This is a genomic window from Rhodococcus sp. Eu-32, assembly GCF_003336925.1.
Classification (GTDB): domain Bacteria; phylum Actinomycetota; class Actinomycetes; order Mycobacteriales; family Mycobacteriaceae; genus Rhodococcoides; species Rhodococcoides kyotonensis_B.
Map to the genome: position 1 here is coordinate 1 of NZ_QGNK01000039.1, position 14196 is coordinate 14196.

Annotated in this window: 14 protein-coding genes; 11 read left to right on the top strand and 3 right to left on the bottom strand. The window is 65.9% G+C overall.

The window, feature by feature from the left end; genetic code table 11:
• The 3 genes from DK926_RS26000 to DK926_RS26010 form a co-directional block, all read left to right on the top strand.
• The coding region (locus DK926_RS26000; RefSeq protein ID WP_279387109.1) for a carboxyl transferase domain-containing protein at positions 1-509 on the top strand (509 nt) is incomplete at its 5' end.
• Positions 506-757 carry an acyl-CoA carboxylase subunit epsilon gene (locus tag DK926_RS26005; protein ID WP_114332798.1) on the top strand — a complete coding sequence of 84 codons (252 nt, stop codon included), beginning with the start codon at positions 506-508 and terminating at the stop codon, positions 755-757. The genes DK926_RS26000 and DK926_RS26005, both read left to right, overlap by 4 nt.
• 5 nt (positions 758-762) lie before the next feature.
• Positions 763-1386, top strand: coding sequence for a nucleoside triphosphate pyrophosphatase (locus DK926_RS26010; RefSeq protein WP_068429534.1), 624 nt, complete (start codon positions 763-765; stop codon positions 1384-1386).
• Here DK926_RS26010 and DK926_RS26015 read toward each other — a convergent pair.
• Positions 1372-1818: a flavodoxin domain-containing protein gene (locus DK926_RS26015; protein ID WP_068429536.1), complete on the bottom strand. Its 447-nt coding sequence runs from the start codon at positions 1816-1818 to the stop codon at positions 1372-1374. The two genes, DK926_RS26010 and DK926_RS26015, sit on opposite strands and share 15 nt — an antisense overlap.
• Positions 1819-1881: 63 nt before the next feature.
• Positions 1882-3207, bottom strand: coding sequence for a hypothetical protein (locus tag DK926_RS26020; protein ID WP_114332799.1), 1326 nt, complete (start codon positions 3205-3207; stop codon positions 1882-1884).
• 167 nt (positions 3208-3374) lie between these two features.
• On the opposite strand from DK926_RS26020, the gene DK926_RS26025 reads away from it, so the two are divergent.
• Positions 3375-4694, top strand: coding sequence for a glycosyltransferase (locus DK926_RS26025; protein ID WP_114332800.1), 1320 nt, complete (start codon positions 3375-3377; stop codon positions 4692-4694).
• On the opposite strand, the gene DK926_RS26030 is transcribed toward DK926_RS26025, so the two are convergent.
• Positions 4675-6024 (bottom strand): hypothetical protein, encoded by a 1350-nt coding sequence (locus tag DK926_RS26030; RefSeq protein ID WP_114332801.1) that lies wholly within the window; start codon positions 6022-6024, stop codon positions 4675-4677. The two genes, DK926_RS26025 and DK926_RS26030, sit on opposite strands and share 20 nt — an antisense overlap.
• A gap of 530 nt (positions 6025-6554) precedes the next feature.
• Here DK926_RS26030 and DK926_RS26035 point away from each other — a divergent pair.
• The 7 genes from DK926_RS26035 to DK926_RS26065 form a co-directional block, all read left to right on the top strand.
• Positions 6555-7991: a condensation domain-containing protein gene (locus DK926_RS26035; protein ID WP_068429540.1), complete on the top strand. Its 1437-nt coding sequence runs from the start codon at positions 6555-6557 to the stop codon at positions 7989-7991.
• 46 nt (positions 7992-8037) lie between these two features.
• Positions 8038-9480 carry a condensation domain-containing protein gene (locus DK926_RS26040; RefSeq protein WP_114332802.1) on the top strand — a complete coding sequence of 481 codons (1443 nt, stop codon included), beginning with the start codon at positions 8038-8040 and terminating at the stop codon, positions 9478-9480.
• 3 nt (positions 9481-9483) lie between these two features.
• Entirely contained in the window at positions 9484-10875 is a 1392-nt protein-coding gene (locus DK926_RS26045; RefSeq protein WP_114332803.1) for a condensation domain-containing protein, read from the top strand.
• A 50-nt stretch (positions 10876-10925) separates the two neighbouring features.
• Positions 10926-11822, top strand: coding sequence for a sulfurtransferase (locus DK926_RS26050; protein ID WP_114332804.1), 897 nt, complete (start codon positions 10926-10928; stop codon positions 11820-11822).
• Positions 11823-11852: 30 nt separating this feature from the next.
• Complete coding sequence (locus DK926_RS26055; protein ID WP_068429544.1) at positions 11853-12266, top strand: SufE family protein; 414 nt, start codon at positions 11853-11855, stop codon at positions 12264-12266.
• Positions 12267-12439: 173 nt separating this feature from the next.
• Positions 12440-13894 carry a condensation domain-containing protein gene (locus DK926_RS26060; RefSeq protein WP_114332805.1) on the top strand — a complete coding sequence of 485 codons (1455 nt, stop codon included), beginning with the start codon at positions 12440-12442 and terminating at the stop codon, positions 13892-13894.
• A 145-nt stretch (positions 13895-14039) separates the two neighbouring features.
• The coding region (locus DK926_RS26065; RefSeq protein WP_133299117.1) for a biotin carboxylase N-terminal domain-containing protein at positions 14040-14196 on the top strand (157 nt) is incomplete at its 3' end.

Below are 14196 nucleotides of genomic sequence, written 5' to 3' on the forward strand. Positions count from 1 at the left end.
CGTTCAACGTCCCCATCATCACCCTCGTCGACGTCCCCGGCTTCCTCCCCGGCACCGGGCAAGAGTTCAACGGCATCATCCGCCGCGGCGCGAAACTGCTCTACGCCTACGGTGAAGCCACGGTCGGAAAGATCACCGTCATCACCCGCAAAGCCTACGGCGGCGCCTACGACGTCATGGGCTCCAAGCACATGGGCGCCGACGTCAACCTCGCCTGGCCCACCGCCCAGATCGCCGTCATGGGCGCCTCCGGCGCCGTCGGCTTCGTCTACCGCAAACAGCTGTTGGAAGCGGCGAAGAACGGCGAAGATGTCGACGCGCTGCGCCTGAAGCTGCAGCAGGAATACGAAGACACCCTCGTCAACCCGTACGTCGCAGCCGAACGCGGCTACCTCGACGCCGTTATCCCACCGAGCCACACCCGCGGTCAGATCGTCTCCGCACTGCGTCTGCTCGAACGCAAACAGGTCACCCTGCCCCCCAAGAAGCACGGAAACATCCCGCTATGAGCGAGAACACCACAGAGGCCACCGATGCACAGGCTGTACAGGAGGTGCAGGCGGCTATCCGCGTCGTGAAGGGCAATCCTTCCGATCAGGAGATCGCAGCGCTCGTGACGGTTCTGGCCGCGGCCGCCGGGTCGTCGACACCACCGGCGGACACTCGTCCGCGCGAGCTGTGGGGCACGCCCGCGTCGATGCATCGGACGTTCGGACCGTTCTCTCCGTACTCGTACGCGGCGTCGCAGCGGTACTGACCGCAGTGACGCGTTTCGTACTGGCATCGGCGTCGCCCGCACGCCTGGAGGTACTCCGGCATGCGGGCGTCGAGCCGGTCGTCCGTGTGTCGGGCGTCGACGAAGATGCGCTGACGGCCGAGCTCGGTGACGATCCTGCACCCGACGACGTCGTGGTGACGTTGGCGCGCGCGAAAGCCGAGGCCGTCCTCGAGGAATTCGACGACGCCGTCGTCGTGGGTTGCGACTCGATGCTGTCCATCGGCGGGGTTCTGTACGGCAAGCCGCACACCGTCGACGTCGCTCGTGAGCGCTGGGCGCTCATGGCAGGCAAGTCCGGTGATCTGCTCACCGGCCACGCCGTCGTGCGCGTCTCCGGTGGTCGTGTGGTCGCGGTCGCTGCCGAATGCAGCTCCACGACAATCCATTTCGCCGAACCGTCGGCCGGGGATCTGGAGGCCTATCTGGCGACCGGAGAACCGTTGTCGGTCGCGGGGGCTTTCACGCTGGACGGGCTCGGCGGTTGGTTCGTCGACCGGATCGAGGGAGATCCGTCCAGCGTCATCGGTATCGGTCTGCCGCTCGTCCGTCGGCTGCTCACCGAAGTAGGAACGTCGCTGGCCGACATCTGGTCGTCAGCCGACCAGTAGCCCACTGAGCTCGCGTGCCCATTCCTCGGCCTGCGCCTTGGGCTTGACGTTGGAGCTGCTGTCGTGACGCGCGTGCTCGTGCACCTGCTCGGCTCCGAGTTCGACCAGCTTCTCCGCGATGATCTCGCCGCCGCGGTTGAAGGTGTCCTCGTACACGCGGTCTCCGAGACCGAACAGGGCGAAGCGGAGACCCTTCAGGTCCGGCGCGTCCTCGTCGAGCGCCTCGTAGAACGGCACGGCTCCCGTCGGCAGTTCACCGTCGCCGTAGGTCGAGCAGATGATGACGTGGAAGTCGTTCACGTCGATGTCCGAGACCTCGTACTCGAGCATGTCCCGAACCTCCGCGTCGTGGTCCGACAGGACCTCCGCGATCTTGTCCGCGACTTCCTCTGCTGTTCCGGTCTCAGAACCGAACAACACGACTACTGCCATGTTCCAACCCCTTCTCGAGCGCACTAGCTTCATCCACAGCGGAATCGGTGGACAAGCATAGCCTCACCAGAACTCGGGAGTCAGCTCCCATCGATGGCATTCTGCGTCGACCAACGCGCGCAGATGTGAGCGCGTCGGAAAGCGGTCGGGATCGAGACCGGTGACGCACAACGTGGCGCGCTCGCCCGAGGTGTTCCACCAGACGCTCACGCCGCCCTTGGTTCGACGCAGCAACTCTGCGGTGGTGTTCTGGGTGATGGATCGCATCGCGACCGACCGTGCGTCGACGTCGCCGATTCTGCGCAGCATCTCCCCTCGCGACCCGAGATTGGAGCACAGGCACAGCGGCGCGGTTCCCGACGCTGCCGCCTTCTCGACGATCGAGTCGGGCAGCATCTGCATCAACGGCTTGGTGAGCTCGAACGTCGATCGGGTCGCGTCGGACAACGTGGTGAACGCCGCCTTGCTGTCCCGGCGAATGGGCCCGAGATCGGTACGCCATCCTGCGCCTCCGTCGACGTGGATGGACACACCGGACGTGGCGTTGGCGCGTACGTCTCCCGGGACCCGTGTACTGACCGGGAGGGCCACCTTGACCGTCTCGGACTCGTCGACGCGGCCGCTGGACGTCAGGATCCCGAGAGCGACTGCTACGAGCAGACTGTTGGCGCTACCGCCGACCGCTCGGGCCGCTTCGTTCCATCGAGCGGTATCGCAGTCCACGACAACGGTGCTCGGAACGAACGGCCCCGTGATGGATGTCGCAACCGCAGACACGGACGTCCGGGCGACCGCGGTGTTGCGCTTGTTCTTCGTGAAGTCTCGCGCAGTCCGTCCGACAGCTCGGACTGCACCCGTCGCCGCCGCGGCGATCTGACCGACCGCGTCACGGACATCGTGTGTACCCGCATGGTCCCAGGCCGTCCGGAAGTCGTCGGGCTCGTCCGGGCCCGCAAGCGCCGCGATGGCCGACGACGTCAGCGCACCCCCGTCACCCACGACGTGCGATGCCACGAGCGACACGACGCTCCCGCCGTCGTCCAGCCTCGCGGTGGCGAGCTGCCACACCGGGCCGTTCACCGGATCGAGCCGGACCGCCGCGCGCTGCTGCATCCACTCGGTGACGTCGGCTCCGGCGACGACCGCGGAATCGACGAACAGCGGTAGCGACGGAGCGTCCGCACGCACCCACTTGTCACGCGCACCGGGAACCGAGACGCGGTGGACGGTCCGGTTGATCGGGCCCGAATCGAGGCGCAACCACATCTCGTTCAGCGCTGCGTCGGCGACAGGTCGATCGAACCGCCACACGATCTGATTGACGACAGGTACGTCGAGAACGCATTCCATACGGAGGAACAGATCGTCGTCGTAGGTGAGTCGATTCACGCGAGAAAGACTAGCGTCGATACCACGACACCGCTCGGCCTGCGCGTGCGTTCACCCAAAGATACGCTGGCCGTTGGCCTTACACCCAGCTCGCGCACATACTGATAGGTTGCGAGGCGCGTCGGCACACTGCCGCACCACCGCGCGCCGGCCGAAGGGATACGTCGATGAGGTTCGTCCTGCCGTTCACCGGAAGTCGTGGTGACGTGCAACCGGGTCTCGCGCTCGGCATCGAACTGGCGGACCGCGGTCACGACGTCGTCTTCGGCGCGCCGCCCAACCTCCTGGCCTTCGCGACCGCGGCGTCGTCACGCGTGTCAGCCGGACCGGGCCGAATCACGGTGCGCGCGTTCGGCCCCGACACCAAAGCGGTACTCGAATCCGAATTGGTGCGGGTGCGCTTGAAGTCGCGCAATCCCCGTGTGCGGTTCGCCGCACTGGCCGAACTGGCCAACCTCGGCTGGGACGAGATGGTGTCGGAGCTCGCGGAGATGTCCGGCGGCGCCGACGCCCTCGTCACCGGGACTCTCGGCCAAGAGATGACGTTCAATATGGCTGAGGCGCTGGGTGTTCCGTTCCTGGCGCTGCACTACTGCCCCGTCAGACGCAACGGCTCGATGTCGGTTGCACCCGGCAGGCACCTGCCCTCCGTCGTCAACAAGGCGACGTGGTCGCTGCTGGAGACGATGCGGTGGCGGTCGATGCGTCGGCGCGAGAACGCACAGCGCACGGCGCTCGGCCTCCCCGACGCGACGCAGGCATTGCCGGAGCGCATCGCGGCGTACGGCGGCATCGAGATACAGGCGTACGACGGAGCGCTGTTCCCCGGTCTCGCCGAGGAATGGGGTCCGACGCGGCCGTTCGTCGGATTCCTCGAATTGTCCTCGGCACAAGCGTCTCTCGGTGCCGACGTCGGTGACGGATCACCGCTGCGCCGCTGGATCGACGCGGGCCCTCCCCCGCTGTACGTCGGGTTCGGGAGCATGCCCGTGCCCGATCCCGCGTCGTTGGTCGATCTCGTCGCCGACGCGTGTGACCGCACCGGACAGCGCGCGCTGATCAGCTCGGGGTGGAGCGCCCTCGACGAGAGCATCGACGACGGATCGCCGGTCGCCATCGTCGGGCCTGTCGACCACGCATCCGTGTTTCCGTTGTGCCGTGCGGCGATTCATCACGGCGGGGCCGGCACGACCGCGGCGAGCATCCGCGCGGGCCTGCCGACGATGGTGTGCTGGTTCAGCGCGGATCAGCCTTTCTGGGGTGCAGCTCTCGTCCGGCTTGGCGCAGGAGTGTCCTCCAAGTTCTCGCGCCTCGACTGCCGCGAACTCACCGAGGCGATCCACTCGTTACTCACCGACGACACGGTCTCGGCAGCCGGCGCCCTTGCGGCCGAAGCGATTCCGGCCCAGCAGGCACTGAGCACGGCTGCCGACCTCGTCGAGTCCGCCGCCGACGGGAGCAGCTCGATCACCAGAACCGGCAGGTGATCTTCCACCGCCGGAGAACGTCGGCGACGATCTCGCGCATCTGCTCGTCGCTCGTCATCCGATCGGGATCCATCCCGTGCACCGTGATCGTCACGGAATCCGCCGTTTCGGTGGCCCACGCCGTCGAGCCGCCACCGAGCGTCCTGGCGAAGGCGGCGTCGGCACCGTGGAACGTCGCGCGCGCCGCGACGCTGCGCGCACGGATTCCTCCCAGTGTCGTCACGTCGTCCGGCAGCCGACCGAGACTGGAGCACAACCCTTCCGAACCGTCGGACGGCTGCGGCAGGCGCGACACGACGACATCGGGAAGCATCTGAACGAGCGGAAGCGGTATCGCCGCGGCAGTGGAACCACCTTCTCCCGCGGCCTGACGCGCTGCGAAGTCGACGAACGCCGTCTTGCTCGCCTTCCTGATCCGTGTCAGATCACGGTCCTCGGCGCTCGTGACGGGCACCGACACCGGCACGATCTTCGTCGAGTTGGCCGACACGTCGTCGATGTCGCGGGTGCTGTACGGGAGAGACCATCGCAGCTCGTCGCCCGGCTGCGCTCGTCCTGCGGCTTCCGACACGGCGGTCAGGACGCCGATCAGGAGCGAGTTGGAGGTCCCGCCCCACTCGGCGGCGGCCGCATTCCACTCGGCAGCAGGACATTCGACGACGACGTACGGCGGGCTCCACGCTTCGATGTTGGCTTCGACATCGCTGCGACGCGGCTTCTCGCGCGCAGGCGCGGGCGGCGTCGCGTCCCCACCCCGTACGGTCGACACGAGCTTCGACGCCGCCCACGACGCGATCGGCTTCATCTGCGCCACGGAGTCGGAGACGTCGTCGACGATCCCTCGGACGACGGATGGCTCGACGCCCAGGTCGGCGGAGGACACGCTCGCAGTATCGCGATTCGCCTGCCGGACGGCGGCGATCGTCGCAGCGCCGTCCGCAACCATGTGCGAGCACACGAGCGAGAGGACCGTTCCGCCGCCGACGACGGGTGCCGTGGACAACTGCCACCCCAGTCCACGTTCGGGATCGATGTCCTCGCTGATCCGTTGCTCCGCCCAGCACCGGATGACACTCGGGTCGATCGGAACGGAGGCACGGTCGATCGGCAGCGCGTCCGCCGACGCCGTCCACCGATGTCGCGCAGTGGGCAGAACCGGTGCGCTCACCGTGCGCGACAGCAGCCCCGCGGACAGATTCCGGTGGAACGAATCCAACGCGGCGCTCGGTAGTCGATCTTGAAACCACCACACCAACTGATTGAAGACTGGATTACCGATTCCGTGATGCATTCTGAGGAATAGGTGATCGGCGAATCCGATTCGAGTCATCGGCAAAATGTACTACAGCGTCTCGCCGAAATGTCTCCGGAGATTTCGTCGCGCGAATAACGCGCGCCCGAATATCACGTCGCAGACATACAATTCGGAGCTGCGCATCGGATGGATCGGTGGTCCGCGGAATTATGTGACAGGTCCTCACCGAAGACCTCGGGAGAGTGACCCTCGACTCTGCGATCGGCGAAATTTACTGTCCGTTAACCTGTTTCGGACTGTCGAAAGCGCTTCGTGGGCGGCTGCACCACTCGCTGGAAGGGTCAAGCTTTTCGTTCCGTGACGAACAACACTCTCGTGCGATGCGAATTATGCACCCGCTCGACTTAGTGTGTTCGTGGATCGCACGTCGTGAACGCCGATCGTTCACGGCTGATTCGTGCACGTCGATTGATGAAGAACCGCATTCGGCCGCGTCGGGGCGAATCGAATGCGTATCGACGAATACGACAGGCTTTCGGACCACCGCCACGCTTTCAGACCACTGCCAGCGACGACTGGCCTAGCTCGGAATTGGACGACACCCGATGGAATACACCGAACTGGCCGACTACCCGTTGCCCGCCGGGCGACTGAGCGAATGGGTTCCCCGAGTGGTCGACGAGGCCGCGTGGCGTCAGGACGATCGCGGCATGTCCTTCACCCACGAAGACCACGCGGGCCGCGGCAACGACGGCTCGTGGATCGGCACGGTGTTCGAGATCCACCGTCGCTACGATGTCGAGGCCGTCAGGCGCACCATCGTCGCGTACATCGATCGGCACGAAGCGTTCCGCACACGCGTCGAGCGCAACGCCGATTCCGGGGCGTGGCATCGCTACACGGTTCCCGTCGGTGCAGTGACGGTCGCCGATCGTCACGACGAGAAGCCGAAGTCCGAGACGCAGGTCTTCGAGCACCTCGAGTCCTGGTTCAGAGACGTCGTCTCGCCCACGACGTGGCCGCACTTCGTGCTGGCGACGGTCGTACCGGAACCGCACGTCGCAGCCAGCGCGCCGCAGCAGGACAAGTTCCTCGTGATCTTCGCCGCCGATCATTCGGTGATGGACGCGTACAGCCAGATCTACGCCATCAACGAAATCGACCGCCTGTACGCACAGGCGTTGGACGGCACCGAGCACAACCTTCCCGCCGTCGGCAGCTACGTCGACTTCTCGGCGAGCGAGCGTCTGCTCGGAGAGTCACTGACCGCCGAGCACGACGCGGTCCTGGCGTGGGAGCGTTTCCTCGCAGCCGAAAACGGCCGCTTCCCGTCCTTCCCGCTACCCCTGGGCTCCGGCTCCGCCCCCACGAACCTCGCGACGCGCCAGAGCAGCGTCTCGTCGTGGCTGCTGACCACCGCGCAGGTCGAGAAATTCAACGCGGTCTGCAAGGCGGCGGGCCACAACATGCAGTCCGGTGTCCTCGCCGCACTCGCACTCGTCGGCGCACGATTGAGCGGCAACGACAAGTTCCGCACGATCATGCCCATGCACACCAGGTCGGAGGAGCAGTGGGCTGCGAGCGTCGGCTGGTACGTCGGCATCCTGCCCATGCAGATCGACCTCGGCGACGCCGGAACGTTCGCCGAAGCGCTCGACTGTGCAGCGCGAGCAGGAAAGGAACACCGAGGTCTCGCGTCGGTCCCGTACTCGCGTGTCGCGTCGTTGCTGACGTCCACCGAGGTCCCGCGCTTCGTCGTCTCGTACATCGACCTGCGCTTCCTCCCCGACGCCGAGGAGTGGCAGGAGCGCAAGGGTCGCGCACTCCGTAGCGAGTGCCACGCCGAGGACGAGGTCTACTTCTGGGTCAACCGCACCCTCCAGGGTCTGAACATCTCGACGCGTTTCCCGAGCGGAGACATCGCGGCCACCAACGTCCACCGGTTCATCGCCGAATTCGTCTCGGTCCTGATGGCGGTCATCGAAGAGCCGACACACGAACTCGACGCGATGGTCGAGACCGTCGGAGCAGTCGGCGACTGAGTCGTCGCACCCAACCGACCAGCCACCAGGAGGAGAGAACGCACGCATGATCATCACCGCGATGAGCAACTGGAAGCCCGCACCCGGACTGCTACTGGAGTGGCATCCGACGCCGGAGGCTCTGGCTGCGGCGGGATCGGCGCCCGTTCACCCGGCGCCTCCGTCGTTCCTCCAGGAAGACCACCTGCGTGCGGTCGCCGCGGCAGCGGCGCGCGGCGACGATCATCATGCGTACACCGGTGTAGCCACCGAGATCGACGGCGTCCTCGACCGCGACGCGCTCTCTCGCGCACTGTCCGAATACGTGCTGCGGCACGAGCTACTTCGATGCTGGTTCGACGTCGAGGACGGCGCCGTGACGCGCCATCTGGGTTCCTCGGACGTCGCGTCGTTCGCGCCGTCGGAAGCGGGCACGTTCGAGACGGACGCCGAGTTCCAAACCTACGTCCGGGCCCGGTTCGGCTGCGAGGCAACGCCTTTCGAATGGCCCGGTTTCGTCGTCGGCGCCGTCGAGCGCGCAGGCAGCTTCACGCTCTACTACGCGGCCGATCACGCGTTCACCGACGGCGGTTCGCAGGCGCTCGTGATCAGCGAACTCGCCGACCTGTACGCACTCGAGATCGGCGAATCGGTTCCTGCACCGGCCGAGGCGGGAAGTCACCTCGACTACGCAGTCGACGAACGTGCTCGCGCAGCGCACTACGGTCCGACGTCGCCGGAGATTCTCGCGTGGAAGGAGATCTTCGCGAAGAACGCGGGCAAGATGCCACGATTCCCACTCGATCTCGGCCTCGCGGACGGCGAACGCGGACCGGTCAGGATCGTCGAGCGGTATCTGCTCGATGCCGACGCCACGGCAGCCCTCGACCGGGCGTGCAAATCCGCGGGAGCTCGCATCAGCAGCGGCGTGTTCGCCGCTGTCGCGATCACGGATTACGAACTCGCCGGAGTACGGGACTATTTCGGCATCACCGTACTCAGCACGCGCCATCTCGGTGACTACGGCCAGTCGCAGGGGTGGTTCGTGAACTTCGCACCTGTCGCGTTTCCCGTCGGCGACGCGTCCACGTTCGCCGACGTCGCGGTTCGAGCCCACGATGCGTTCGAGAAGTCCAAGCAGGTCGCCGCCGCCCCGGTGCACGCGGTGCTCGGCGCTCTCGCGTCCGACGGAACCCTGGGCAGCGAGCTCGCCGTGAGTCCGAACATGCTGTCGTACATCGACTTCCGGTGGTTCCCCGGCGTCGGACGTTCCGCCGACGCCAGAGCCGAACACTTCACCGGCGAAGGCACCACGGCGAACGCGTCCATGTGGATCAACCGCGACGCCGATCACTTCTATCTGTGCGCGCAGGTTCCGGACAATCCCGTAGCGGCGGCATCCGTCGAGCGCTACCACGCACACCTGCAGACGGTGTTCGACAACATCGCGCGAGAAGGCGATTACACGATCACGGTGCCCGAGGGCGTGGCGGCCGTCGCGGGGCACTGAGCAATGCGCGTCACGTCGATCACCGAATACGTCGGAGCTGCAGGCACATACCTCGAGTGGCCGGTGTCGATCGGCGATGGAATACACTCCGACGTCGCACCGTCCTTCAACCAGAGTTTCCATCTGTCGGCCGCACTCGGGACCGGCTCCGAGGACACGACGACGGTGTGGATCGCCGTCGCTTTCGACGTGCCGGGACGCATCGACGTCGACGCCTTGTCCTGGGCGTTCGAGCAGTTCGTCGAACGACACCCGGCTCTACGCACGTCCTTCTTCGCCGACGACACGGGAGTTCGACGTCGCGTCCACGCCCCGTCCGAGGTCGAGGCCGGTCACCCGCAGCGGACGCCGATGCTCGGCCCGTCGGAGCTCAGCATGCACGTGCGTGCGCGCATGAACGCCCTGTGCCACCCGTCCCGCAGCCCATCGTATTCGCTTGCCGCCGTGGACCGTCCCGATACGTCGACGATTCTGTGCGGATTCGATCACGCTCATGTCGATGCCATGTCGATGACCGTGGCCGCCGAGGAGATCGCAGCGCTCTACGCATCCCGGCGTACCGGGCGGCCGCATGCACTCGAAACGGTGGGCAGTTTCGTCGAGTACTGCCGTGGTGAAGCCGACACGCCCGCAGCCGATCTCGCGGATCCGCGCGTCGCCGACTGGGCCCGGTTCGTCGACGAGTGCGGCGGCACCACGCCTGCGTTCCCGTTCGATCTCGGTGTGTCCCTGGGGCAGTCCGCACCACAGGCCACCGCAGTGCACACCATCGCGTCCGCTGACCGGGCCGAGCGATTCGAGGCCGGCTGCCGTGAACTCGGCGCAGGAATGTTCACCGGTGTCGTCGCTGCGCTGGCGCAGGCGTCGTCGAACATCGGCGGCCCGAAGCGCTTCCCGCTTCTCTTCCCACTGCACACGCGTCGAGACCCGCAGTGGGCGCGAGCCGTCGGCTGGTTCACGACGAACGCACCCATGACCGTCACGGTAGGGACCGATTTCGAAGAAACGGTCACGAACGCGCACGCGTCGTTCCGCGCCGCGCTTCCCCTCGCGGCGGTACCGATCCCCCGCGTTCTCGAGGTTCTGGGCGAGAAGTTCCGTCGTACCCGCAACGACGTGTTCATGGTGTCCTACATCGACTATCGCGGCGTGCCGGGCGCAGATTGCGCACGGTCGAACGCGCACCACATCAGCAACGTCACGACGGCCGACGACGCACAGTTCTGGGTGTCGCGTACGAGCAACGGTCTGTCGCTCCGTTCACGATTCCCCGACACTCCCGAAGCCAAGCGCGTCGTCGAGAACGTCGCGACCGAACTCGCCCGGGTGCTTGCTGCACATGCCGTCACCACTGCCGACGTGGATGAACTCTCACTAGTCGGACCGACAGCCTAGGATCGAGAAGAGACAGTTCGGTTCCGATGACCTGTAGGAGCGAAGAAGACGTGCCCGTAGCAGCAGACCCCACCCAGACGTTCGGCGACTATGCGCACCCGGACCGCCTCGTGTCGACTCAGTGGTTGAACGCCCACATCGGCACGCCCGGTCTCAAGGTCGTCGAATCCGACGAAGATGTTCTTCTGTACGACGTCGGCCACATCCCCGGGGCCGTCAAGATCGACTGGCACGTCGACCTCAACGACCCGGTCACCCGCGACTACATCGACGCCGAGCAGTTCGCGGCGCTCATGAGCCGCAAGGGAATTTCGCGCGACGACACGGTCGTCATCTACGGCGACAAGAGCAATTGGTGGGCCGCATACGCACTCTGGGTCTTCACCTTGTTCGGCCACGAGGACGTTCGCCTGCTCGACGGTGGTCGTGACGCCTGGCTCGCCGAGAACCGCGAGACCACTCTCGACGTCCCCGATTACCCGGCCACCGACTACCCGGTCTCCCCGCGCAACGACGCTCCGATTCGCGCGTTCGCTTCCGACGTGTTGTCGAGCCTGGGAACCGTTCCTCTCGTCGACGTGCGATCGCCGCAGGAGTACACCGGCGAGCGCACCCACATGCCCGACTACCCAGAAGAAGGAGCGCTGCGCGGTGGCCACATCCCGACCGCCGTCAGCATTCCGTGGGCCAAGGCTGCAGCCGGTGACGGTCGCTTCCGCAGCCGCGCAGAGCTGGACGACATCTACGCCGACGTCGTGACGCAGGACGAAGTCATCGCCTACTGCCGTATCGGTGAGCGTTCCAGCCACACCTGGTTCGTGTTGACGCACCTGCTCGGCCACGAGAACGTGCGCAACTACGACGGCTCGTGGACCGAATGGGGCAACGCCGTGCGCGTGCCCATCGCCCGGGGCGACGAGCCCGGCGACGCACCTTCGACGTCCTAGAACGAACTGCTGGAACGAGAGCCTGAAGTCATGTCGGATCTACCCGAATCGTTGGCCGAGATCGTCGAGGATTTCTCGGCGGTCGACGGTCAGGACAAACTGCAGCTGCTGCTCGAGTTCAGCCGTGAGCTTCCGCCGCTGCCTGCCCACCTGGAGCAGGCGGCGATGGAGCCGGTACCCGAGTGTCAATCCCCGTTGTTCCTGTCCGTCGACGCCGACGACCGTGACAGCGTCAAGCTGCATTTCAGTGCGCCCCCCGAAGCGCCCACGACGCGCGGATTCGCGTCGATCCTTCATCAGGGCCTCGACGGGCACAGCGCGAGAGAGATCATCGACGTTCCCGACGACTTCTATCTCGCGCTCGGACTGGGCGACGCCGTCAGTCCACTCAGGCTGCGCGGGATGTCGGCGATGTTGACGCGCATCAAGCGGCACCTGAAGTAGCAAAGCCGTGTGCAGGACGACCCCGTGTACCTGTTCGGGGTCGTCTTGATCGATACACCTGCCGATCTGTATGCTCGTCGGCGGTTCCGTGTCCAGCACAGTCTTCCGTGGCACTGCTCATCTGTGGCTCTGCCTCGTCGGTGCACTCGTAGTGAGAGTTGAGTTTTCGTCGGATGGAGTTCACCGAGCTGGCGGATTACGCCATTCCCGCCGGGACCATCACCGAGTGGATCCCCAGCGTGGGTCCGCACGCAACCACTCCTGCACTTGCCGGATGGCGGCCGGACGACCGTCCGACGTCGTACGTCCACGAGGCACACCTCCGCACCAGCCTCGCGAGCCCCAGGCGTGGACGGGAGAGCTGGCTCGGTGCCGCATTCGAGATGCCAGGCCCACTGAACAAGCCTGCGTTCCGTCGGGCCGTGCTGGCGTGGATCGACCGCCACGAGTCGATGCGGTCGCACGCGTCCATCGACGAGGAACAAGGAACGCTTTCGCGCGTCACCGCGGCCAAGGGTGCCGTCGACATCTGGCAGGTCGAGCAGGAGCCGTGCCAGCAGTCGAGCGAGGTCTTCGAGCACCTGCACTATCTGTTCGACGAATACACCTCCCCACTCGCCTGGCCTGCCTATGCGTTCGTGACGCTCGAGCCCCTGCCGTCGGACGGCGCATACGGGACCGAGGGCAAGGTCGTCGTTTTCTTCGCCGCGGATCACTCGATCATCGACGGCCTGTCGACGGTCCTCGTCGCACACGAGATCACCGCGCTGTACACGGAAGCCACGGGCGGCCCGCCCGCTGCCTTGTTCGAGACGGGCAGCTACCTGGACTTCGGCGTGTCCGAGCGCAAGGTGCATGCGGAACTCGAGCACACGCACGATGCCGTCGTCACCTGGAGGCGGTTTCTCGACGAGGGGCACGGCGAGCTGCCGGCGTTCCCGCTCGACATCGGTGAGCCGAACAGCATCGCGAGCCCGCAAGGAGGTCTCTCGGCGTGGATTCTCGACGCCGAACGTGCCGACGCGTTCTCGGTGGCGTGCCGCAAGACCGGGCACAGTTTGTTCTCGGGCTTGCTCGCGTCGCTCGCGGTGGCGAGCGCAGAACTGTCGGGTGAGACCGAGTTCCGAACCATCACTCCGGTGCACACCCGGGACCAGCCCGAGTGGGTGGCGTCGCTCGGATGGTTCGTCGGGCTGTGCCCGCTCTCGATCGACATCGCCGACGCCGACTCCTTCGGTGCCGTCGTCGCACAGGCGACCGAACAGGTGACGACGACGAAGCCGATCGCGCGTGTGCCACTCGATCGCGTCTTCCGCGCTCTCGGCACGTCGGCGACGCCTCGTTTCGTCGTGTCGTTCATGGACGTGCGCTTCGCTCCGATGGCCGAGCACTGGCACGACTGGAACGCACGAGCGCTGCGTAGCAAGCAGTACGAACACAATGTGTACATCTGGATCAACCGGACCCCCCGCGGCGTGAACATCGCTGCTCGCTACCCCAACACGGAGTTGGCGACGGCGAACGTTCACCGGTACGTCGGTGCACTTCGGCGCGTTGTCGACGAAGTGGTCGACACCGGCACGGCTGCCCTACCCACCCGAGCAGGGCCCATTGCTACCAATCAGTAGCGTTCGTCGGGATTTTTGGGGAGCTTCCCGATAACCGCCATCCAGTTTCGGATGCAGGAGTGTCTGTGCTTACACTCCGAAGAGACGTCCGTACATCGTGTCGCAGTGATCTTCGCTCGAACAACTTGAAACCACAGGAGGCTCAGTGCCCAGCCATGCCAGTGCGCGTATCACCAAGGTGCTTGTCGCGAACCGCGGCGAGATCGCAGTCCGGGTGATCAGGGCTGCAGCGGACGCCGGCCTCACCAGTGTCGCTGTCTACGCCGAACCCGACGCGAACGCACCCTTCGTGCGCTTGGCAG